General features: G+C 39.6%; 25 protein-coding genes. 8 read left to right on the forward strand and 17 right to left on the reverse strand.

Annotated elements, in window-relative coordinates; translation table 11 throughout:
* The first annotated feature begins 26 nt into the window (after window positions 1-26).
* Entirely contained in the window at window positions 27-551 is a 525-nt protein-coding gene (locus MST16_RS05295) for a hypothetical protein (RefSeq protein ID WP_180009961.1), read from the forward strand.
* A 260-nt stretch (window positions 552-811) separates the two neighbouring features.
* Complete coding sequence (locus tag MST16_RS05300) at window positions 812-940, forward strand: KGW motif small protein (protein WP_257222543.1); 129 nt, start codon at window positions 812-814, stop codon at window positions 938-940.
* A 391-nt stretch (window positions 941-1,331) separates the two neighbouring features.
* Here MST16_RS05300 and MST16_RS05305 read toward each other — a convergent pair whose 3' ends face one another.
* On the reverse strand, window positions 1,332-1,727 hold the full coding sequence (locus MST16_RS05305; RefSeq protein WP_180009960.1) for a hypothetical protein: 396 nt from the start codon (window positions 1,725-1,727) through the stop codon (window positions 1,332-1,334).
* Between the two features lie 49 nt (window positions 1,728-1,776).
* Between MST16_RS05305 and MST16_RS05310 the strand changes: the two genes are divergently transcribed.
* Entirely contained in the window at window positions 1,777-2,094 is a 318-nt protein-coding gene (locus MST16_RS05310; RefSeq protein ID WP_078192030.1) for an NGG1p interacting factor NIF3, read from the forward strand.
* Window positions 2,095-2,302: 208 nt separating this feature from the next.
* On the opposite strand, the gene MST16_RS05315 is transcribed toward MST16_RS05310, so the two are convergent.
* Both MST16_RS05315 and MST16_RS05320 read right to left on the reverse strand, forming a co-directional pair.
* The gene (locus MST16_RS05315) at window positions 2,303-3,076 is read right to left on the reverse strand and encodes a nitroreductase family protein (protein WP_180009959.1); all 774 of its coding nucleotides are present in this window, start codon (window positions 3,074-3,076) and stop codon (window positions 2,303-2,305) included.
* Between the two features lie 95 nt (window positions 3,077-3,171).
* Window positions 3,172-3,972 carry an enoyl-CoA hydratase-related protein gene (locus tag MST16_RS05320; protein WP_180009958.1) on the reverse strand — a complete coding sequence of 267 codons (801 nt, stop codon included), beginning with the start codon at window positions 3,970-3,972 and terminating at the stop codon, window positions 3,172-3,174.
* A 106-nt stretch (window positions 3,973-4,078) separates the two neighbouring features.
* On the opposite strand from MST16_RS05320, the gene MST16_RS05325 reads away from it, so the two are divergent.
* The gene (locus tag MST16_RS05325) at window positions 4,079-4,648 is read left to right on the forward strand and encodes a nicotinate-nicotinamide nucleotide adenylyltransferase (protein ID WP_180009957.1); all 570 of its coding nucleotides are present in this window, start codon (window positions 4,079-4,081) and stop codon (window positions 4,646-4,648) included.
* 87 nt (window positions 4,649-4,735) lie between these two features.
* Window positions 4,736-5,302, forward strand: a complete 567-nt coding sequence (locus tag MST16_RS05330; RefSeq protein WP_171262626.1) for a YceI family protein — start codon at window positions 4,736-4,738, stop codon at window positions 5,300-5,302.
* A gap of 17 nt (window positions 5,303-5,319) precedes the next feature.
* Here MST16_RS05330 and MST16_RS05335 read toward each other — a convergent pair whose 3' ends face one another.
* Entirely contained in the window at window positions 5,320-6,207 is an 888-nt protein-coding gene (locus MST16_RS05335; RefSeq protein ID WP_180009956.1) for a LysR family transcriptional regulator ArgP, read from the reverse strand.
* 138 nt (window positions 6,208-6,345) lie between these two features.
* On the opposite strand from MST16_RS05335, the gene MST16_RS05340 reads away from it, so the two are divergent.
* Window positions 6,346-6,945, forward strand: a complete 600-nt coding sequence (locus MST16_RS05340; RefSeq protein WP_180009955.1) for a LysE/ArgO family amino acid transporter — start codon at window positions 6,346-6,348, stop codon at window positions 6,943-6,945.
* A gap of 60 nt (window positions 6,946-7,005) precedes the next feature.
* On the opposite strand, the gene MST16_RS05345 is transcribed toward MST16_RS05340, so the two are convergent.
* From MST16_RS05345 to dapD, 5 genes are all read right to left on the reverse strand, one after another.
* Window positions 7,006-7,464, reverse strand: a complete 459-nt coding sequence (locus tag MST16_RS05345; protein ID WP_180003271.1) for a peroxiredoxin — start codon at window positions 7,462-7,464, stop codon at window positions 7,006-7,008.
* A gap of 134 nt (window positions 7,465-7,598) precedes the next feature.
* The gene (locus MST16_RS05350; RefSeq protein WP_078192024.1) at window positions 7,599-8,006 is read right to left on the reverse strand and encodes a hypothetical protein; all 408 of its coding nucleotides are present in this window, start codon (window positions 8,004-8,006) and stop codon (window positions 7,599-7,601) included.
* A 13-nt stretch (window positions 8,007-8,019) separates the two neighbouring features.
* On the reverse strand, window positions 8,020-8,691 hold the full coding sequence (gene queC, locus MST16_RS05355; protein ID WP_180009954.1) for a 7-cyano-7-deazaguanine synthase QueC: 672 nt from the start codon (window positions 8,689-8,691) through the stop codon (window positions 8,020-8,022).
* Between the two features lie 29 nt (window positions 8,692-8,720).
* Window positions 8,721-9,431, reverse strand: a complete 711-nt coding sequence (gene queE, locus MST16_RS05360) for a 7-carboxy-7-deazaguanine synthase QueE (RefSeq protein WP_180009953.1) — start codon at window positions 9,429-9,431, stop codon at window positions 8,721-8,723.
* Between the two features lie 113 nt (window positions 9,432-9,544).
* Window positions 9,545-10,366, reverse strand: coding sequence for a 2,3,4,5-tetrahydropyridine-2,6-dicarboxylate N-succinyltransferase (gene dapD / locus MST16_RS05365; RefSeq protein WP_078190347.1), 822 nt, complete (start codon window positions 10,364-10,366; stop codon window positions 9,545-9,547).
* 374 nt (window positions 10,367-10,740) lie between these two features.
* Between dapD and carO the strand changes: the two genes are divergently transcribed.
* Window positions 10,741-11,451 carry an ornithine uptake porin CarO gene (carO, locus tag MST16_RS05370; protein ID WP_180009952.1) on the forward strand — a complete coding sequence of 237 codons (711 nt, stop codon included), beginning with the start codon at window positions 10,741-10,743 and terminating at the stop codon, window positions 11,449-11,451.
* 58 nt (window positions 11,452-11,509) lie between these two features.
* On the opposite strand, the gene MST16_RS05375 is transcribed toward carO, so the two are convergent.
* The 8 genes from MST16_RS05375 to MST16_RS05410 all read right to left on the reverse strand — a co-directional run bounded on the left by MST16_RS05375 (window position 11,510) and on the right by MST16_RS05410 (window position 19,569).
* Window positions 11,510-12,724: an OmpP1/FadL family transporter gene (locus MST16_RS05375; protein ID WP_257222597.1), complete on the reverse strand. Its 1,215-nt coding sequence runs from the start codon at window positions 12,722-12,724 to the stop codon at window positions 11,510-11,512.
* Between the two features lie 153 nt (window positions 12,725-12,877).
* Window positions 12,878-13,801, reverse strand: coding sequence for a CysB family HTH-type transcriptional regulator (locus tag MST16_RS05380; protein ID WP_180009951.1), 924 nt, complete (start codon window positions 13,799-13,801; stop codon window positions 12,878-12,880).
* Window positions 13,802-13,856: 55 nt separating this feature from the next.
* Window positions 13,857-14,918 carry a sulfate/molybdate ABC transporter ATP-binding protein gene (locus tag MST16_RS05385; protein ID WP_111883965.1) on the reverse strand — a complete coding sequence of 354 codons (1,062 nt, stop codon included), beginning with the start codon at window positions 14,916-14,918 and terminating at the stop codon, window positions 13,857-13,859.
* A gap of 11 nt (window positions 14,919-14,929) precedes the next feature.
* Entirely contained in the window at window positions 14,930-15,817 is an 888-nt protein-coding gene (gene cysW, locus MST16_RS05390; protein WP_078192018.1) for a sulfate ABC transporter permease subunit CysW, read from the reverse strand.
* Entirely contained in the window at window positions 15,814-16,647 is an 834-nt protein-coding gene (gene cysT / locus MST16_RS05395; RefSeq protein ID WP_180003266.1) for a sulfate ABC transporter permease subunit CysT, read from the reverse strand. The genes cysW and cysT overlap by 4 nt, the downstream gene beginning before the upstream one ends.
* Window positions 16,648-16,732: 85 nt before the next feature.
* Window positions 16,733-17,338, reverse strand: a complete 606-nt coding sequence (locus MST16_RS05400; protein WP_180003264.1) for an alpha/beta hydrolase — start codon at window positions 17,336-17,338, stop codon at window positions 16,733-16,735.
* 33 nt (window positions 17,339-17,371) lie between these two features.
* On the reverse strand, window positions 17,372-18,385 hold the full coding sequence (locus tag MST16_RS05405) for a sulfate ABC transporter substrate-binding protein (RefSeq protein WP_078192016.1): 1,014 nt from the start codon (window positions 18,383-18,385) through the stop codon (window positions 17,372-17,374).
* 176 nt (window positions 18,386-18,561) lie between these two features.
* On the reverse strand, window positions 18,562-19,569 hold the full coding sequence (locus MST16_RS05410) for a sulfate ABC transporter substrate-binding protein (protein WP_180009950.1): 1,008 nt from the start codon (window positions 19,567-19,569) through the stop codon (window positions 18,562-18,564).
* A gap of 162 nt (window positions 19,570-19,731) precedes the next feature.
* On the opposite strand from MST16_RS05410, the gene pabC reads away from it, so the two are divergent.
* On the forward strand, window positions 19,732-20,541 hold the full coding sequence (gene pabC, locus MST16_RS05415; protein WP_180009949.1) for an aminodeoxychorismate lyase: 810 nt from the start codon (window positions 19,732-19,734) through the stop codon (window positions 20,539-20,541).

Genomic DNA, 20,541 nt, shown 5'->3' on the forward strand with positions numbered 1-20,541 from the left:
TTGCTAAAATAAAAAATACATTGCTTATGAATCTACAAAAATTAGTAAAAATTTCCTTGATTGTTATTCCGAGTATTATTTTTCTGAATGGCTGTGAAGCGTATATGTGGCGGCAGAATGTTGTACAGCTCAATGAAGTGGAAAAAAGAGGCGGACAACTTCAGCTGAATGTCGATAATAATTTAATGGGAGTGGATGCAGATCTGAATGGTATCCGTGATGACATTGATCTTTATATCACTCAAAATTTTAAGCAAATAGAGCAGCAAAGGGCAGTTAGCCAATATGCAGTGCAATTACAAAAAAGCCTATTAGTGAATAAACTAGACTTAGCGCAGGTTAAACATATTTCATTTGAGAAATCACGTGCGATAGGGTGTATCTATGAACGTTTTCCAGTAGATGAATTACCTAGAGCAATGACGGTTGTTAAAGATATCAGTGCAATTACCATGAATACTAAAATACGTTTTAAAGCGCATTTAGCATTTAGTCAGGCTCTGGATGGAACTGTAATGACATTGGCTAATGATAATTTGTGTAGTAAATAATAAGGTAAAATAATGTCTTAATTTTACCTTATGGAAAAATATTAAAACATTGGTTAAGATGCCTCATTATTATGCCACCTATTTGGTGGTTTTTTGTGTCTGCAACTTTTGTAGTCTCCCATGCTGAACTTGGTTTAGATTTTGCTTTTATATTTGTGGAAACATGCTAGTGTGTAATGTATGCACAATAGCTATGCAAAATAAAAGAAAGATGGATAACTAAACGAGTTCAGTCTCAACACTCATGATGAGGTGATGACATGATTAAAACAGTGGAATATTCGGCAGTTGATAAGTCTGCACTGCGTAGAAAGGGCTGGAAACTTTTTGGTGCAGTGGTGTGTTTGCAGTTGGTGTTTTTAGTTTTGGGTTATGCGTTGCAGATGTAATATTTGAAATATAGAAACCGCCGTGAGGCGGTTTTTTTTATGTGTTATTTGTTGAAAAAGTAGTTCAGAGTTATATAAATGAAAATAATAGATGGAAGAATATAACGTGGTTGAGATATTTGGTTTTTAATAAATGTTGTGGAGTCATTAATTAATTTAGATTGCTTTGAAGTGCTAACTATTTCTTGAGTATTTAATTCAAAAACATCTAGAAGTTCAAATTCATCTAGCAGCCTATTAGATAATTCATTCTCTAAATTATTATTAATTTTCCTTTTATGATAATTTGATGATGTTCTGATTGGGATGCTTGCATCAATCTCAGCTTGTAATGAAAAAAGAAAATTGCAACCTAGGGATCTATAGTTTTGAATTTCTGTAGAGGTTAAATTTATTGAAAAGTCTCTATAAAGATATGGTCTGGAACTTTGGATACAAAAATAAAATTCTTTTTTTTTTCTAAAAGTGCCCAATCTTCTGAATAATCTATCAGTTTCATAGTGTTTGGATCATCAGTGGAAATTTTATCAATATGATGCAAAAGTTTTAAACAAGTAATGTATTCACTTAAATAGAATTCCTGGCTAATAATTTGACCTCTTTCATACGTCTTTAGCTCCCATTTTTCATCTGATATATTTTTAATAGAAATTGCTAGATCAGCTGAATACCCCAAATAGAAATAGTCTTTTCTTACAGTTTGTAAGCATTTTGACATGGGATATAGAATACGTTGGAGGTCAATAATATTCATATTTTTATGGGTGTTTTTTAGCTCAATAGGCAATGTAAAGTTATTCTACTATAAAATTTGGAATTCGATAGGCTGTAAAAAAATGCTCAAACTCATCTATTACGTCCCAGAATCACATCTTGAATCTACCAAACTGGCCGTATTTGAAGCAGGAGCAGGCGGTATAGGCAACTATGAACACTGCGCGTGGCAAGTTTTAGGGAAGGGGCAATTTAAACCTGTAAAAGGCGCAAATCCTTTTATAGGTGAGTTGGATCAGCTTGAATCTATCCCTGAATGGCGTGTGGAAACCATAGTGCCTGAAGATAAAGCGAGTGAGGTCGCAAGGGCTTTAAAAGTAAGTCATCCTTATGAAGAGCCAGCATTTGAGTTTATTCAAATGGTGGATATTCAATTTTAATGATGCTTTTAAATTTTTAAGTTATAGAAAAAAGTAGATACACGAAGGGTGACATGGATGTAACCCGTTAGACAGAGATTCAAGGATGAATCTTCTGTCTAACAAGGGATTTTGGTTACTTTGATCCTTCAAAGTAACGTAATACCTACGCGTTATAAACTAAAGTCACGTAGCTAATTGTGGTTGTGACTATTCTTTTGAAAGCAAATTATATTTTCTGAATAAACAGCTCACGATCAAAACGATACTGAGGGAAGAATACACCATCTTTAGCACGTTCACCTGCACCAATCACCATCACTGGGTATTGCTGTGCATTTAATCCTAAAATCTTCTTCACCAAAGGTTCATCAAAACCTTCCATCATACAACTGTCAAAACCATAGGCGCGTAAAGCCAAAACTAAGTTTTCACAAGCCAATGCTGTAGTTTTGCTCGCCCAAAGTTTAGCATCTGCTTCATTAAATGCTGTTACAGGCAATTGTTTATCCAGTGTACGTGCTACTTTGAAAGCAACTTTCTTAAAGTTACCTAGGGCGTTGAAGTAACCAGTTTTATAGTTATAAGGAATAAACTTGTAATACTTCTGTACCGCTGCAGGTGCTTCAGGAAATGGAAATTCCGAAATATTCCGTTTTGCCATTTCATCTACACGGTCGGTACGCGCGACACAGACAATCAATTCAGCAGCAGTTTTTGCAGCTAGTTGCCCTAAGCAAGCTTTCACCAATTGTTTTTTCTTTGCAGGGTTCTGAACGACATAGAATGTCCACGGTTGTAAATTCGATGAATTCGGTGCAAGCAAGGCGAGGTCTAAGCATTCATCTAAAACGTCGTTTGGAATGGCCTTGTCGGTAAACTTACGTACAGAACGACGGCTTTGTACAACTTTTTTAAAATTCTCGATATCGATGCCTTCAGGCGCAGGCTCGTAGTAGCGTTTCTTTTCAGGTTTAGTTTCAGTTTGTGATACTGCAGTCATGTGGAAACATCCAGTTTTTTAATTTAGAAAATAGATTGGGGCTGAGATGAAAAAAACCACCCAAATATGAGTGGTTTTTTAGTTCCATTAAAACATTAATTGAACTGAGAGAAGTCAGGTTTGCGTTTTTGCATAAAGGCGGCAACAGCTTCCATCATTTCTGGAGAGCCTACTCGATCCATGAAAATTTCAGCTTCATGGTCAATCCATGCCACGATTTCATCTACATTATGTTTCATTAATGCTTTTGATTGAACCAAAGACGCTAGTGGAAGTGCAGATAACTGTGCTGCTTTTTTCGCAGCTGTCGCATAAGCATCTTCTTCAATGCTATTGACCAAATTTGCTGAAAGCGCTGTCGCACTATCAAACTTCTGAGCAGTTAACAGTAATTCCGCCGCTTTATGGTAGCCGGCTTGTTGAACCAATAGCTTGCTCGATGCACCTTCAGGCGATAGACCAAGGCTCACAAACGGAATTTGGAATAGGGCAGTATTGTCGCTGTAGACTAGATCGCAATGAAGCAGAATCGTAACACCAATCCCAATGGCAACACCGCGAACCGCAGCAATCAGCGGCTTAGAAAATTGAGCAGCAGATTTTAATAAAATGAACGGTGCGCCTTCAGAAGCTGGAGCTTGCCCTTTTTGAGCAGCAGATTTCATAAAATCTTGCATGTCATTGCCCGCACTGAAGTCCGCATCTTGACCACGGAGTACAACTACACGCACTGAAGTATCTTCATCAGCTTCATCTAATGCTTTTGCAATCCACAGATATAGTTCTGTATACAGCGCGTTCTTCGCCTGAGGTCGGTTGATGGCTAAGGTCAGTACGCCATTGTCCAAATTCGCATTCAAATGTTCATGGGGTTGTTGAATACAGCTCAGTGTCATCGTACTATCCTTGCGTAAAAGTTTCGTTTTGATTTTATGCTCAACATTATGTCGCATATTTCAGCCTGTGGCACAACTGCTCAGTTCATAAAAAGTTTGATTTGATATGAAATATACATTTGATTATTTGGTTTTCATTGGGCGATTTCAGCCGTTCCATTTAGCGCATTTGCAAACCATTAAAATTGCCTTGCAACAAAGTCAATATGTGCTTTTAGCACTGGGTTCGGCGCAAAATGAACGAAATATCAAAAATCCATTTTTGGCTGTAGAACGTGAGCAGATGATCCTTTCAAGTTTTTCAGAGCAAGATCAGAAGCGAATTAAGTTTGTACATGTGATTGATGTATATAACGATGAAAAATGGCAAAAGTTAGTCAAATCTTTGGTGAATGACGTAGTTGAAACGAATGCAAAAGTCGGTTTGATCGGGCATTTTAAAGATGATTCTTCTTATTATTTAAAATTCTTCCCCGAATGGGAAATGGTTGAGTTGGATAGTCTAGAAGGAGCCATTTCAGCGACACCGGTACGTGAAGCGTATTATCGTGGTGAAATTCAGCATGATGCTTTTCCTCAAGGTACCGTCGATTTTTTGAAAAAATTTCAACAGACAGACATTTATAAACAACTTCAACACAAATTTATGACTCAGGATAAAACAAATCTGCTATAAAAAAACGCTAAAATTTCTAGCACTACAATGGAGCAAAAAAATAAACATTGTAGTGATTTTAGGCTGTGTTTTATTCAGGAGAAAAACATGAATTTGCGTCACGGAACCTTAGCAAAATATATGGGAGCCTTCGCTTTATGCTGCGTATTGCCCCTACATGCTGCTGAGTGGACGCTAACGCCTAATAGTCAGGTCACATTTGGCATTAAATCTGTGGGGCTATCTATTGTTGAAGGGCGCTTTAATAAGGTTCAATCGAACCTAAAATTTGATCCTGAAATTCCGCATAAAGGTTCAGCGCATTTACTGTTAGATGTAGATAGCATCAGTTTTAGTAATCCAAGCTTAAAGGGATTAATCTTGGGCAGTGAATATTTTGATGCCGCTGAATTTAAGCAAGTGAAGTTTGTCAGTAAACAAATCGAACCCGTGGCTTATGCGAAATATATGATTCGAGGGGATCTCACCATTCGTGGTATCACTAAACCTGTGATCTTCGATACCACACTCACCCCAAGCCCGCAAAATCCAAAAGTGTTGGATGTTCAATCTTTAGCAACCATTAAGCGTAGTGATTTTGGTATGCGTAAAGCACTCGGTGGAGTAGGTGAGCAAGTATTGATACAGCTCAAAGGCCAATGGCGGCTTGAATAACCGTAGTCTTACAGGGTTTAACACATATGATCTTTGGCATGTTGCAGCACAACAGCAGTCAATTTTTGTAATTGAACAGATTGTTGGTTCCAATGATGCCAATACAAAGCTAGATCAATACTGAGTTCTGTTGAAAGCTCTATCAATTTTCCCGCTGCTAATAAGTCTTTACTTTGATAGTCGGGTAACCATCCATAGCCCAAGCCCATCGTAATGGCATCAAAAAATGCCGTTGAAGAGGGAATGAAATGATGTGGATATTGTGAAGGGTTGAGTCCGAAATTCTTCTGAATCGATTGTGTATGTAAGTCATCTTTCTCATTAAAAATCAGTGCAGGCGCAGCCCTTAACGCATTTCGCGTCACACCTTGACCGAACCATCTTTGGATAAAATCAGGGGTTGCTACAAAGCGATAATGCATTTCACCCAGATATTCTGCAACGCAGCCTTTCATGGCTTCTGATTCTGTTGTAACACAGGCATTGACTAGTCCTGCTTCTAATAAATGATGTGTTTGTGACTGATCATCGACCTGAAAATGAATCACGATTTTTTCTTCAATTAAGAGATCTTTGAGTAGCGGAAGCAACCATGTCGCAAGTGAGTCAGCATTGGTCGCAATATTGACTTGATAGAAAGCATTCGCCGTTTGTCCTGTTAGATTTTGCAGAAAATTATGTTCTAGTAATTTGCTGTGTTGTAAATAATGTAATAATGATTGGCCCGCGAGTGTTGGGCGGCAGGGTCGTTCACGTACAATGAGTACATGACCTAATTTCTTTTCTAAGGTTTGCAGCCTGAGCGTGACCGCAGATGCCGTAATGTTTAAACGCAGTGCCGCTTGTTCAAAGCTTCCTGTTTCAGCAACTGCAAGAAAAGCTTCGCTATGTTTGCTTTGTAACATGAGTCACCTATGAGCATTAGAAATTTCACAAACTAAGAAAAACTTAGTTATATTGATATTTATTTATAAATACTTATTTTTAGCAATTAGCTTGGATAATAGCAAGATTCATTTAAAGCTTTGAAAGTGTAGTTAAAAATGTTGCACAGTTATATGCAAGGGCTCGCAATTGGATTTAGCCTAATTATCGCGATTGGTGCGCAAAATGCGTTTATTCTCAAGCAGGGGTTAAAAAAGCAGTATGTCTTTTGGCTCTGCGCTATTTGTGCTGCTTCTGATTCGATACTCATCTTACTAGGTGTGCTCGGATTCTCCCAATTGGTTGAAAGTCATCCGGAAATTGTCAATGGAGCTAAATATTTGGGCGCAACGTTTTTAGCAGTTTATGGAGCACAGCATTTTCTGCAAGCCTTTAAAACTTCGAGCAGTTTAGCGCCCAGTGAGAAGAATGAAACAAAATTATTGAAGTTGGTACTGATTTGCTTGGCTTTAACATGGTTAAATCCACATGTATATCTCGATACGGTTGTGCTGATTGGGTCTATTTCCACGAAGTTTGAATCGACAGTAGTCTATTTTGCGACTGGAGCAATCACAGCCTCATGGGTATTTTTCTTTGTCCTCGGATTTGGTGCGCGCTATTTATTACCGCTCTTCCAAAGTGCAAAGGCATGGAAAGTTTTAGATTTTATTATTGGCGTTGTGATGTGGGGAATTGCAGCCTCATTATTGCTCTAGTTAGAAGCTTCTTATTAAGTTTGAGCCCATTCCTAAAGGAGCGGGCTCAAATCATTACTTTTATGCTGCTTGTAATGCTTTTAAATCTTCTAAGACTTGTTCTGCATGGCCTGCGGCTTTGACTTTACGATATTCTTTTACCAGCTTGCCATGATGGAAAATAAAGGTTGAGCGTTCGATGCCCATAACCTTTTTGCCATACATATTTTTTTCTTTAATTACGTCAAAATGCTGACATAGCACTTCTTCTTTATCACTGATTAAATCAATGCTTAGATTTTGCTTTTCAGTGAAGTTTTGATGGGCTTTAACCGAGTCGCGAGAAATGCCGTAGATTGGTGTATTAAGCGCATCAAACTGATCTTTTAAGCATGAAAACCCAATGGCTTGCGTCGTACATCCTGGTGTTGAATCTTTAGGGTAGAAGTAGATGATCAGCCAGTCATTGTTTAGTTCTGCAAGGTTGACTTCACCTGAGGTGGTTGGGAAGGTTTGATTTGGTAAGCTAATTTCAGTCATGAAGATTTCCTTTTTCATGTCTTATCCCTAAATGGGCTTAAACAAAGTATGTGAAATATGACCATCATACAGAATTTACTTTGAACTTAAAGCAATAAAAAAGCCTGCATTTGCAGGCTTTTTTAAGACGAAAATTATTTTTTCGCTTGAGCAGATTTCATTGCTTCTTCAGTTAAATTTTTTAATTTACCTGTTAACTGAGGACCGAAACATGCTTGAAGGTCTTTATTTTGTTTTTGAACAAAAGCGAGTGTTGCAGGGCTTTTCTTCTGGTTGATTGTGCTTTGGATTTCCCATTTTTGAGCATTGGTTAAACGACCATCTGCTTCAACAGCACAAGTACAGTATTTGCTAACTTCAGCGGCAGTTAGTTTTTTACCTTTGCCAGTTTCTTCTTTACAAACATTAATTAACGAAGATTTTACGTTAGTGCTCTTATATGCTTGTTGAAGCTTGTCGTTGTCAGCGTGTGCAACTGAAGCAAACAATGCAGCTGCAGAGAAAGCAGCAGAAAGAATAATGTTTGATTTTAAATTTTTCATAAACCCTACCTTGTTATTTCGGTATGTAACGTGTCGGATCTTCAATACCTGCGTCAACGAAACCTTGTTTACGAAGACGGCAGCTATCGCATTTACCGCAAGCACGACCTTGGTCATCTGCTTGATAGCAAGACACCGTTTGACTGTAGTCTACGCCATGTTCTATACCTAAGCGAATGATATTTGCTTTGGATAAATGTAACAGAGGTGTTTCAAATTTAAGTGGTTTTCCTTCAACGCCAACTTTAGTTGCAAGGCGAGCCATGTTGGCAAAGGCTTCGATAAACTCTGGACGGCAGTCTGGATAGCCTGAGTAATCAACCGCATTAATACCAATGACAATTGCTTCTGCACCAAAAACTTCCGCCGCAGCTAAAGCATATGACAAGAAAATCGTGTTACGCGCTGGTACATAAGTTACAGGAATACCGGCTTGTTCATGATCAGGAACTTCAATGCTATGGTCCGTTAACGCAGAGCCACCTAAGTTACCTAAATCGATATTAATGACACGATGTTCTACACCAGCCTGCTTGGTTAACTCACGAGCAGCATCCAGTTCTGTCGTAGAACGTTGACCATACATAAAACTTAAGGCGATACATTCATAACGTGCTTGAGCCCAAGCTAAACAAGTGGTTGAGTCTAAGCCGCCAGACAATAAAACTATGGCACGAGGGCGCATATGCATTACTCCAAATAATTCTTTAAAACTTAACGACCAGTTTCATCGTTCCAAAGCAATTTATGTAATTGCAATTGGAAGCGAACAGGGAGATGGTCTTCTAAAATCCACTGTGCTAAATCACGTGCAAGCTGAGGTAAACGAACAGCGCCTTTTTCAACGGCAAAGGCCGGAGAGAACCAAATGGTGTTGACTTTTTCGTTTAGCTTATAGCGATCAACTTGCTGTTTTGACCATTCATAGTCTTCACGATTACAAATCACAAATTTGATTTGATCATGTGGCGTTAAATGGTCGAAGTTGCTAAGCAAGTTTCGTGCAACTTCACCCGATGTCGGGGTTTTTAAATCCATAACTTTTGAAACACGCGGGTCAACTTTAGACACATCTAAAGCACCACTGGTTTCTACAGATACTTCGCAGCCTAAATCGGCCAGACGAGTCATGAGGGGAAGGGCGTTCGGTTGAGCAAGCGGCTCACCACCCGTCACGCAAATATAAGGGGTTTTAAAATCTAAAGTGGTTTGAATAATTTCTTCTAATGATTGGCGTTCACCACCTTCAAACGAATAGGTTGTATCACAATAAGTGCAACGTAACGGACAGCCCGTTAAGCGGATAAAGACCGTAGGCAAACCTGCGGTATTGGCTTCACCTTGCAATGAATAAAAAATCTCCGTAATACGTAAACCCGCAGACGGATCAGAAACAGGAATAGCGGAAGATCGAAGGGTACTCATAACAAAATTAACCAGATATAAAAAAACAAAAAATCTCTACGATCATTGCTAACCGTAGAGACGAGGAGCGATAGAGGCTCCACGGAACACGAATGCTCCGCTGAAATAAAGACTTAGTCTTCGCGTAATAATTCGTTCAAGCTTGTTTTTGCACGAGTTTTCGCGTCAACTTTTTTCACGATTACTGCAGCGTATAGGCTGTATTTACCACATTTAGATGGAAGGCTACCAGAAACCACAACAGAACCCGCAGGAACACGGCCGTAGTGGATTTCGCCAGTTTCACGGTCATAAATCTTAGTCGATTGACCAATGAATACGCCCATTGAAATCACAGAACCTTCTTCTACGATCACACCTTCAACGATTTCAGAACGCGCGCCGATAAAGCAGTTGTCTTCAATGATTGTTGGGTTCGCTTGAAGTGGTTCAAGAACGCCACCAATACCAACGCCACCAGATAAGTGTACGTTTTTACCAATTTGAGCACATGAACCAACAGTTGCCCATGTATCAACCATCGTACCTTCGTCAACATATGCACCAATATTGACATATGAAGGCATCAATACAACATTTTTTGCTTGGAAAGAACCTTTACGTGCTACAGCAGGTGGTACTACACGTACACCAGCAGCTTTAAATTGTTCTTCAGTCCAGTCAGAGAACTTAGTATCTACTTTGTCATAGAAGCGTAAGTCACAAGCTTCCATTGGTTTGTTGTCGTTCAATTTGAATGAAAGCAAAACGGCTTTTTTCACCCATTGATGAACAATCCATTCACCATCAATTTTTTCAGCAACACGTAATGTACCGTTATCTAGGCCAGCGATTACTTCTTCTACTGCTGCGCGTACTTCAGCAGGACAGTCAGCTGCAGTGAAATTAGCACGGTCTTCAAACGCTTGTTCAATGATTGTTGAAAGCTGAGACATGTTCTTCCATCCAGAAAAAAATTTTCCAAGATTTTACACTAAATTGAGTTAAAAATAGATGGTAAATCGGCCTAGGATCGGAATTAATTATTAAGCAAGTACTAAAACCAAGAAATTAAGAGTGATGGATGTAGCACTTTCATAAGGTTTGTATAAAAAATACGCAAAATATACAGAATTGTTCTCAAGCATCATTATTATATTTAAAAAAGTGAAACAAAAACTCTTTATTAATCAATATTAAAATCTAAATGTATCAAAAGTTAACAAAAAATCAGTAAATTTGCATAAATGTTGAGCTTTGTTTCCTTTTAACATGTGCCATATAACAAGTCTGTAAAATCTGAATAACAGTTTATTTTGAGGAGAAACACATGAAATCATTACGTTTATTAACAGTAGCTGCTCTACTTACTGCTGCAGGTACTGCAATGGCAGATACCTCTGTAGTTCATGATGGCTATGCATTTGATCAAAACCAACTTATCCCAACTGGCGCTCGTCTAGAAGTGGGTACGACTGGTTATGGTGGTGCGTTACTTTGGACTGCGAACCCATACGTCGGCCTTGCTTTAGGTTATAACGGTGGTGATATTTCATGGTCAGATGACTTATCTGTAGATGGCGTAAAATACGACATGGATATGGATAACAAAGTAGCTTACTTAAATGCAGAAGTACGTCCTTGGGGTGCAAGTGCTAATCCATGGGCTCAAGGTCTTTATGTTGCTGCGGGTGTAGGTTATATCGACACTGAATATGGTTTGAAATCTACAGCGAAAAGCGGTGAAATCGAAATCGATGGTAAAGAAACTTCTTTCGATCGTCTAAACGGTAAAGTGTCTTACGATAACGATATCGCACCATACCTAGGTTTTGGTTTTGCACCAAAATTGAATAAAAACTGGGGCGTATTTGGTGAAGTAGGTGCTTATTACACTGGTAACCCAACTGCAAAATTAACGGCTGTTGGTGGTACTGCTGATGACCGCAAATTACTTGCTGATCATGAACGTAGCATCGAACAAGATGACAAATACGAATGGCTTCCAGTAGGTAAAGTAGGTGTGAGCTACCATTGGTAAGTTCTTACTGAAATAAAAAAACGAGCTTCGGCTCGTTTTTTTTGTTTTTAGAAAGCGTTTAAAATCTGTGACCAAATTTCAGACCATAGATCATGGCATCATTGTCTGAGACACTTGCAAGACCTGAAATATGAGATGTTTCAGTATTCGATGGTTTTGAGAGTTTCATATAATACAGGCCAGTCGCTAGAAAATTGTTCGGGTTAAATTTATGCATCATACCTAAACCTAAACCTCGATAGCCATCACTTGGGTTTAAGGTAGACGCCGCATTTCCTGTCCCGTTGTCCCAAATAAACTCTGCAGCAGCGAGCCAACTCGGATTCAATTGATGTGCAATCCCTAACTTTCCTGACCATTGATCTTTCTGATATTCCACCAATTGGATATCAGCTAAATCACGGTATTGTGGATCGAGTGCTGCGTATTGAAGCACGGCATTAAACTGCGGTGGCTGAATGTTGAAATGTTTCCAATTAATCCACCGAACTGTGCCATATACAACATTATGTGGGCTAATGGCTGTTTGAAATTCAAAATTGACGCTTTGTGGCGTTTGAATGGAGGTATGGGTGTCTGGTACTAATTGAAAAGGACCATTTGAATACAAAGTCGATTCAGAGGTCTTATTTTCATGTTTGATTTTTGAACGATAGGTTAGGCTAGTTTTAATAGCATATTCAGGGATTTGATAGCTTAAACCGAGCAGCCAACCAAGCGCTTCATCTTGTTTAAAATCGGCATGGTAGCCATTGAGAGCAGCATATTGTTGCCCAGAAATTTTTAAATCACCTTTAAATGTTTGTAGGCTTAAACCGCTATAAATATTCCAATTATTATTGGGTTGATAGCCTACCAGTCCAGTTAGGTTATGCGTTCTAAAGTTAATATCGGCGCTTTCAATATCGATATTTGAGCCATCTAGTAAGCGAGGACTATATTGATAACTGATATCGGTATGAAAGGGTTGTTCATAAATCACCCCCGCAGAAATATTTTTATGTGGTTGAATTTTGAGTGCCAATTTCCCAGAAAATTGTTGATGGGCGAGATTCCCTGTAGAAAAATCAGTGATGCCCAACTCACTGATTAAACCTTGGTTTTGAACTTTGCCGTCCACTTGAGCATCGACGTAAGCGAAACTGACTTCAGTATAATTTCCGGGTTCAAGAAAGGCCGAGATCGATTGATCTGAGTTTTCTATCCCTGCTGCATACATGATTTGTATGGGACAGACGATACCGACTGCCACTGCGACGAATTGATTTTTCATAAATATGGGTCGGAAGTAATAAGGTTTTAATTTTTATTGTGTTGGATGTATTTTAATCAAAATTAAAAATAAAGCCAAGAAAACTTAGATAAAATATGTGTTTACCAAAAAAAGAGGACAGTAGGTGTCCTCTTTAATTCGTCAATTGGCCTATCATTCTTCTGGGTAAGCGACTTTTTTCAACGCTTTGATGTCAGCATCTGGTGAACATAAAGAAATAAACTCATAGCCATAACCGCGTAGTAAATGTCCTTTGCGAACAGCAATCCAAGTGGTATTGACCCCAAAAATATCGGTTGGAATTTGTTTTAAACGGTAGTCACGTTCTGGGTCATATGCCACATCGTTGACAATACCAACCCCCATATTGAGTTCAACATAGGTTTTAATAACGTCTGCATCAAGTGCGGACATCACGATATCAACATCAAAGCCTGAATCTTCAAAGGCTTTATCAATTTTTGAACGACCCGTAAAACCACCGTGGTAAGTAATAATTGGATAGTTCGACAAATCTTCAATGGTGATATTTGATTTTTGGGTCAGTGGATGCTCTTGTGGTGTGATGATACTGTGTTGCCAGTTATAGTAAGGCACACTTGCAAGGTTATCTTCGGTGGTTAACGATTCGGTTGCGATCCCAATATCCGCTTCACCTTGAAGGAGCATTTCTGTAATTTCAACAGGGCTTGCTTGTTGCAAAATTAGATGAACTTTTGGAAATTCTTTTTTAAATTGGTTCACAATCGGCGGCAAGACATAACGCGCTTGCGTATGTGTAGTCGCAATCGTTAATGTCCCTTCATCCACTTTGTTAAAGTCATCTGCTAGACGTTTAATATTGTCTGCATCTACAAGCATGCGTTCAACGATACCCAATAATGACTGGCCTGGTTCGGTTAAACCGAGTAAACGTTTACCTTTACGGATGAACAGCTGTACACCAAGTTCATCTTCTAGATCTTTGATGTGTTTACTCACGCCAGACTGCGAAGTGTAAAGTGCAGCAGATGCTTCTGTTAAATTAAAATTCTGACGTACTGTTTCTCGAATAATTCTTAATTGTTGGAAATTCATAATTTTATTTTACCTTAAAAGCAAGTGGGGCTTGTGACGGCCCCAACTTTTTGTTTTATGCAACTTGGTTTTCAAATAAATGCAAGTTTGTTGCACTTAACCATACCGTTTGATTTGGGCGGAATTGATGCGCTTTCGCTTCATCAGCCGTTAATGAAATTTCGATCAGATTGCCTTGGCGGTCATGCAGTTCAGCAATGACTTTACCTGCAATCCAAAGCTCACGTACAAAAGTCGCTTGGATGGCATTTTCTTGCGGCTGTGCATGAATACGCAGTTCATCCGGACGAGCAAAGGCAATGACATTGCCTTGCGGTGCATTGGCATTTTGTGGCAACAAAATTCGGTCTTCACCAATTTGAATAAGGCCATTGCTATTTTGACCTTCAAAACGGTTGGCTTGACCTAAAAAGTCAAATACAAACGGTGTTGCAGGTTTTTCATAAACTTCACGTGGCGAGCCAATCTGTTCTACGTTGCCTTTATTCATCACAATGATTTGATCGGCCACTTCAAGCGCTTCTTCTTGGTCATGGGTCACGAAAATAGAGGTAATGTGGAGTTCGTCATGCAAGGTACGTAACCAGCGGCGTAATTCTTTACGAACTTTGGCATCCAATGCACCAAAAGGTTCATCCAGTAATAACACACGCGGCTCAACCGCTAAAGCACGTGCTAGTGCAATACGTTGACGTTGACCACCTGAAAGTTGAGCAGGGTAACGGTCAGCCAAGAAACCAAGCTGAACAAGATCAAGCAAACGAGTAACCCGCTTTTTGATCTCGGCTTCAGATGGGCGTGTTGCACGTGGGCGTACACGTAAACCAAAAGCAATGTTGTCAAATACGGTCATATGGCGGAACAGTGCATAATGTTGGAATACAAAACCAACTTCACGTTCACGGACATGAACTTTAGTGGCATCTTCACCTTCTAGAATGACTTGACCGCTATCGGCAGATTCAAGTCCTGCAATGATACGGAGCAGGGTGGTTTTGCCACAGCCTGATGGGCCAAGCAGCGCAACGAGCTGACCATCTGGGAAATCTAAAGAGATATTTTTAAGTGCATGGAATGCACCAAAGTGTTTTTCAATATTTTTTACTTGAATACTCATGAGGTCATTCCTTAAGAAACTTGTGAATCTTCTTTACGCTTGTCTTGTCGTTCCTGACGTAGTTCAACCCATGTTTTTAAAATCAGGGTCACAATCGCCAAGAGCGCTAATAGTGAAGACACAGCAAAAGCAGCACTAAAGGTATATTCGTTATAAAGGATTTCTACGTGTAGCGGTAAGGTGTTGGTTTCGCCACGAATGTGACCTGAAACTACAGAAACAGCACCAAACTCACCCATTGCACGTGCATTACATAGAATCACGCCGTAGATTAAGCCCCATTTGATATTTGGAAGTGTCACTTTCCAGAAAGTCTGCCAGCCTGAAGCACCCAATACGATAGCTGCTTCTTCTTCCTCAGTCCCTTGAGCTTCCATTAATGGAATCAACTCACGTGCCACAAAAGGAACGGTAATAAACACAGTAGCAAGGACAATGGCTGGAACGGCATATAAAATTTTGATGTCGTTATCCATCAGCCAGCCGCCTAACCAACCTTGAGTACCAAAAATCAATACCAACATTAAGCCAGCAATAACTGGAGAGACTGAAAATGGCATATCAATAATCGTGGTTAAAATAGATTTACCACGGAAATTAAACTTGGCAACAGACCATGCCGCAGCTACACCAAAGACGACGTTCAACGGTACGGCAATCACAGCTGTCAGTAACGTAAGTTTTACTGCTGATAATGTATCTGGATGTACCAGTGCTTGGAAGTAAACGCCAACACCTTGTTTAAAGGCTTCAACGAAAACCAAAACCAATGGCAGAATCAGGCAGCTTAAGAAGAAAATTAAAGCAATGATGATCAGGGTATAACGAACCCATGTTGGTTCACGCGTTGCATCACGCGACTGTAATTTTTCCGCAAGCGCATTACTATTCGTATTCATCGTGCAGTTCTCCCTGTACGGCGACTTGCCCATGCTTGAACCAAGTTAATTAAGAATAAAATAGCAAAAGAAATCACCAGCATCACAACTGCAATCGTGGTCGCACCTGCATAATCATATTCTTCAAGGCGAGAGATAATCATCAATGGGGCAATTTCAGTCTTGAAGGGTTGGTTACCTGCGATAAAAATCACCGATCCATATTCACCCACACCACGAGCAAATGCCAAAGCAAAACCTGTTAACAGCGCAGGAAATAGAATAGGTAAGATCACTTTGGTCACGATCTGAAAGCGATTTGCACCCAGTGCAGAAGCTGCTTCTTCAAGTTCAGTTTCTAGGTCGCTCAGTACAGGCTGTACAGTGCGAACCACAAAAGGAATACCAATAAAGATGAGGGCCAAGGTAATACCGATCGGGGTATATGCGACTTTAATGCCAATGGGTTCAAGGTACTGACCGATCCAACCAGTCGGTGCATATAACGAAGTCAGTGCAATACCAGCAACGGCAGTTGGCAATGCAAAAGGTAAATCAACCAATGCATCGATAATACGTTTACCCGGGAAGGTATAGCGAACCAAACACCATGCTAAGAGCAAACCAAAAACCACATTGACTAACGCAGCAATAATGGCGGCACTAAAACTCAGTTGTAACGATTTTAAAATACGTTCTGAGCTTAAAATCTCCCATAGTCCTTCCCAACCGATACCTAACGATTTAATAAATACGGCCGAAAGGGGAATGAGCACAATTAAGGATAAATACGCTAGGGTAAAGCCTAGAGAAAGACCAAATCCTGGCAGCACTCGGGATCGCTGCGACATGATGACTCCTCAAAATGAGAAAAGCTGACTTAAAAGGTCAGCAAAATTGAATAAATGATTTTGCGACAAGCTTAATGCTCAGTACTTAAAAAGCAAATTGAAATAAATACTTGTTTTCATCAGTAAAGCTGATATGTTTCATGTGGTTTTCTGAAATTAAGTAATTGAAAATTTCAGGAAACGGCCCAAAACCTGATGCAACATTAATGTGACCCACAGCGCCCATATTCACAGGGTAAAGCTTCCAAGCACCTGCAAGTTGTTTTGCATCTTCAAAGCCAAGCCAAGGATCATTTTCACTAATCAACATCGTTGTCGGCACACGAATAGTTAGCTGATGAAAAAATGCTTTGTAATCCGTTGTACTGTCGCGTGCAAAGCCGTTTTCTCCAAAGCGTGCTGGATTGGCGGGTGCGACCAAAACTAAATTTTTGATTTTTTTATTGAGTTCTGGATGCAAGGCCAATGCTGCCACCGTGGTTAAACAACCAAAGCTATGCGCCACAATTTGAATTTCACCCTGTAACGGTCGTACGGTTTGAACGAATTGTTTAATCCATTCTTTTAGTACAGGGTGATTCCAATCCTTTTGCTGAACACGAGAGCTAGACATGAGCTGACGTTGTAACCAAGATTGCCAATGCGCGTGTTCACTACCGCCTACACCCGGGACAATTACTGTATGTGTCATGTCAAGTTCTCCTGATTCAGCCAATGACTGGTCTTATTTTCCATTGTTGGCTTTGACGATTTGGTCAAACACGCCGCCATTTTCAAAGTGTGCTTTTTGGACTTTATCCCAACCACCAAATTCTTTATCAATGGTTACGAGTTTAAGTGGCTTAAAGACTGATGCGTATTGTGCAAGTGTTGTGGCGTTACGTGGACGGTAAAAATTCTGAGCTGCGATTTGCTGACCACGTGGTGAATAAAGGAAGTTTAAATAGCCTTTGGCTAAATAAAGATTGCCTTTTTTCTCCGCATTCTTTTCTAGAACAGCAACAGGTGGCTCAGCTAAAATTGAAAGTGAAGGGGTCACAATTTCAAACTTACCCGGTTGTTCACGAATCGCTAAATGTGCTTCATTTTCCCAAGCCAGCAATACATCACCAATACCACGTTCAGCAAAGGTCGTAGTCGAACCACGTGCGCCTGAATCGAGTACTTTGGTGTTTTTATAAATCTTACGGACGAATTCTTGAGCCGTTGTATCATTACCACCCGCTTGATGTTTTGCCCAAGCCCACGCAGCTAAATAGTTCCAACGTGCACCGCCTGAGGTTTTCGGGTTTGGGGTGATAATACCCACGCCTGGTTTAACCAGATCGCCCCAATCTTTAACTGCTTTTGGGTTGCCTTTACGGACTAAGAACACAATGGTTGAAGTATATGGTGTTGAGTTTTGTGGAAGTTTCTTTTGCCAATCTGCAGGTAAAAGTTTGGCTTTTTCTGCAATCACATCAATATCCGCTGCAAGTGCTAAAGTCACTACATCGGCATCTAAGCCATCAATGACTGCACGCGCTTGTTTGCCTGAACCACCATGAGATTGTTTAAAATTAATTTTTTGACCTGTACGGCTTTCCCAATATTTGCTGAAGTCTTTATTCACACTTTCATAGAGTTCACGCGTTGGGTCGTAAGATACGTTTAAAAAATCTTTTGCAGCTGCGCCAAAAGAAACCGTCGAAATGACTGCAGCAAGAACACCCAATTTTAACTTTGCGGAAATACTCATGTGAACCTCAATAATTTTTACTTTATCTGTAACATGGGTGAAGAATAGCGCCAATCTTTATGCATAAAAAATAATTAAAAACGAATTTTATATGAATAAAAAAGATAAAAGGCATGTCTATGAAAAAAAAGCATCGACCTTATTCGAAAGGAAGATGCTTTTCAGTATTTAAAGCATTATTTTGAATTATTGATCTTCACGATTTGATCAAAGACACCACCATTTTCAAAATGTTTTTTCTGCACTTTGCTCCAACCACCAAACTCTTTATCAATCGTGACGAGTTTTAAAGGTTTAAAAACATTTTTATATTTTGCTAAAACTGCCGCATTACGTGGACGATAATAGTTCTGTGCGGCAATAGTTTGACCTGCAGGTGAGTACAGATAATTTAAATACGCTTTGGCTAAATTTTCATTGCCATCTTTCTTAGCATTTTTTTCTACAATCGCAACAGGTGGCTCGGCCAAGATAGAAAGTGAAGGGGTCACAATCTCAAACTTACCTGGCTGTTCACGAACTGCCAAATGTGCTTCATTTTCCCAAGCCAATAACACGTCACCAATACCACGTTCAGCGAATGTAGTTGTTGCACCACGAGCACCTGAGTCGAGGACTTTGGTTTGCTTATAAATTTGACGGACAAATTCTTGGGCTTTTGCATCATTACCACCTGCTTGATGTTTGGCCCAAGCCCACGCTGCTAAATAGTTCCAACGCGCACCGCCCGATGTTTTTGGGTTCGGGGTAATAATGTCGACACCCGGTTTAATTAAATCGCCCCAGTCTTTAATGCCTTTCGGGTTGCCTTTATGCACTAAGAACACAATGGTCGATGTATATGGCGTTGAGTTTTGTGGGAATTTCTTTTGCCAGTCTTTTGCAACTAAACCACGTGCAGCTATTTCATCAATATCTGCAGCCAAAGCCAAAGTGACAACATCGGCATCTAGACCATCAATAACAGCACGAGCCTGTTTACCTGATCCACCATGAGATTGTTTAAAGTTAATGTCTTGGCCTGTGGTTTTTTTCCAGTAAACACTAAAGTCTTTATTGAAGTTGTCATACAATTCACGGGTTGGATCATATGACACATTTAAGAAATCTTTGGCAGATGCACTAAATGCTGTGGCAGAAATGAATGCAGCCAAAACCCCAAGTTTTAATTTAGATAGATTCATGTTGTCCTCAATTTTTATACATGTTTTGTTGGATGAGGCAAGAATATCTGTAGTTTTTATGCAGAAAAAAATAATTAAAAAAGAATTTAATATGAACAAAAAAGAAATATATGCTGAACGATTATTTTTTAAAATAAAGTGATGTAATTGGGATGACGATGTATGCACTGTTTTAAAAATGCGCAGCAAATAGAACAAGTTGATTTACTTGATCGAGCCTTTCACTATGGCGATGGCTGTTTTAGCACGGCACGTATTCGCCAAGGACAAATAGAACTTTTAGCTTTGCATATTGCACGATTAAAACTGAGTAATGAACGTTTAAAGCTAAATGCAGATTTAAGCCTTATTGAATACACTCTAAAATTGTTACGTAAACAAGATGTCGTCAATGGCACTTTAAAAATTGTGTTGAGTCGTGGTATTGGTCAGCGTGGCTATAGTTTACCTGAGCACCCAGCAGATGTTTGGGTGTTTTATTACCCCAAAGCTGTTGCAGATTTTGAGTACGAAACTGTCGAAAGTGGTGTATTACATCAAGCTATTGGGTTAACCATGCCAAGTTTGGTGGGCTTAAAGTCCTTAAATCGATTAGAACAAGTCATGCTCAAAGCAGAGTTGGATCAAACCCCATGGGGGGAAGCTTTGGTGACGGATGTACAAGGTACAGTTGTCGAAGGTGTGAGCAGTAATTGTTTTATTCGTACAAATGAAGGATGGATTACGCCCGAACTTCGTTATAATGGCGTACATGGTGTCATGCGTGCAGAAATTTTAAAACGGATGCAGCAGCTTCAGATTCCATGTACTCAACGTCACGTCAATATGGATGAAATTACGCATTTTCAGAGTGTTTTTTTCTGCAATGCTTTAAGTCCCATGAAAATTGCATCAACTCTGAATGGAGTTGAGTTAGATGTTCAAGCTTGTATTGAACTTTTCCGAACACTTCAATTAAGTCAGATTCGTTAA

The organism is Acinetobacter sp. YH16040_T (assembly GCF_024605785.1).
In the GTDB taxonomy this organism is placed as follows: Bacteria; Pseudomonadota; Gammaproteobacteria; order Pseudomonadales; family Moraxellaceae; genus Acinetobacter; species Acinetobacter amyesii.

Excerpts from the sequence above, each read along its gene's own strand:
- MST16_RS05315 (WP_180009959.1), bottom strand. The coding sequence starts at position 3,076 with ATGACTGCAGTATCACAAACTGAAACTAAACCTGAAAAGAAACGCTAC.
- MST16_RS05400 (WP_180003264.1), bottom strand. The coding sequence starts at position 17,338 with ATGACACATACAGTAATTGTCCCGGGTGTAGGCGGTAGTGAACACGCG.
- MST16_RS05350 (WP_078192024.1), bottom strand. The coding sequence starts at position 8,006 with ATGAAAAATTTAAAATCAAACATTATTCTTTCTGCTGCTTTCTCTGCA.
- MST16_RS05375 (WP_257222597.1), bottom strand. The coding sequence starts at position 12,724 with ATGAAAAATCAATTCGTCGCAGTGGCAGTCGGTATCGTCTGTCCCATA.
- dapD (WP_078190347.1), bottom strand. The coding sequence starts at position 10,366 with ATGTCTCAGCTTTCAACAATCATTGAACAAGCGTTTGAAGACCGTGCT.
- MST16_RS05340 (WP_180009955.1), top strand. The coding sequence starts at position 6,346 with ATGTTGCACAGTTATATGCAAGGGCTCGCAATTGGATTTAGCCTAATT.
- cysT (WP_180003266.1), bottom strand. The coding sequence starts at position 16,647 with ATGTCGCAGCGATCCCGAGTGCTGCCAGGATTTGGTCTTTCTCTAGGC.
- cysW (WP_078192018.1), bottom strand. The coding sequence starts at position 15,817 with ATGAATACGAATAGTAATGCGCTTGCGGAAAAATTACAGTCGCGTGAT.
- MST16_RS05385 (WP_111883965.1), bottom strand. The coding sequence starts at position 14,918 with ATGAGTATTCAAGTAAAAAATATTGAAAAACACTTTGGTGCATTCCAT.
- queC (WP_180009954.1), bottom strand. The coding sequence starts at position 8,691 with ATGCGCCCTCGTGCCATAGTTTTATTGTCTGGCGGCTTAGACTCAACC.
- MST16_RS05310 (WP_078192030.1), top strand. The coding sequence starts at position 1,777 with ATGCTCAAACTCATCTATTACGTCCCAGAATCACATCTTGAATCTACC.
- pabC (WP_180009949.1), top strand. The coding sequence starts at position 19,732 with ATGCACTGTTTTAAAAATGCGCAGCAAATAGAACAAGTTGATTTACTT.
- carO (WP_180009952.1), top strand. The coding sequence starts at position 10,741 with ATGAAATCATTACGTTTATTAACAGTAGCTGCTCTACTTACTGCTGCA.
- MST16_RS05380 (WP_180009951.1), bottom strand. The coding sequence starts at position 13,801 with ATGAATTTCCAACAATTAAGAATTATTCGAGAAACAGTACGTCAGAAT.
- MST16_RS05295 (WP_180009961.1), top strand. The coding sequence starts at position 27 with ATGAATCTACAAAAATTAGTAAAAATTTCCTTGATTGTTATTCCGAGT.
- MST16_RS05335 (WP_180009956.1), bottom strand. The coding sequence starts at position 6,207 with ATGTTACAAAGCAAACATAGCGAAGCTTTTCTTGCAGTTGCTGAAACA.
- MST16_RS05325 (WP_180009957.1), top strand. The coding sequence starts at position 4,079 with ATGAAATATACATTTGATTATTTGGTTTTCATTGGGCGATTTCAGCCG.
- MST16_RS05405 (WP_078192016.1), bottom strand. The coding sequence starts at position 18,385 with ATGAGTATTTCCGCAAAGTTAAAATTGGGTGTTCTTGCTGCAGTCATT.
- queE (WP_180009953.1), bottom strand. The coding sequence starts at position 9,431 with ATGAGTACCCTTCGATCTTCCGCTATTCCTGTTTCTGATCCGTCTGCG.
- MST16_RS05300 (WP_257222543.1), top strand. The coding sequence starts at position 812 with ATGATTAAAACAGTGGAATATTCGGCAGTTGATAAGTCTGCACTGCGT.
- MST16_RS05410 (WP_180009950.1), bottom strand. The coding sequence starts at position 19,569 with ATGAATCTATCTAAATTAAAACTTGGGGTTTTGGCTGCATTCATTTCT.
- MST16_RS05330 (WP_171262626.1), top strand. The coding sequence starts at position 4,736 with ATGAATTTGCGTCACGGAACCTTAGCAAAATATATGGGAGCCTTCGCT.
- MST16_RS05320 (WP_180009958.1), bottom strand. The coding sequence starts at position 3,972 with ATGACACTGAGCTGTATTCAACAACCCCATGAACATTTGAATGCGAAT.
- MST16_RS05345 (WP_180003271.1), bottom strand. The coding sequence starts at position 7,464 with ATGACTGAAATTAGCTTACCAAATCAAACCTTCCCAACCACCTCAGGT.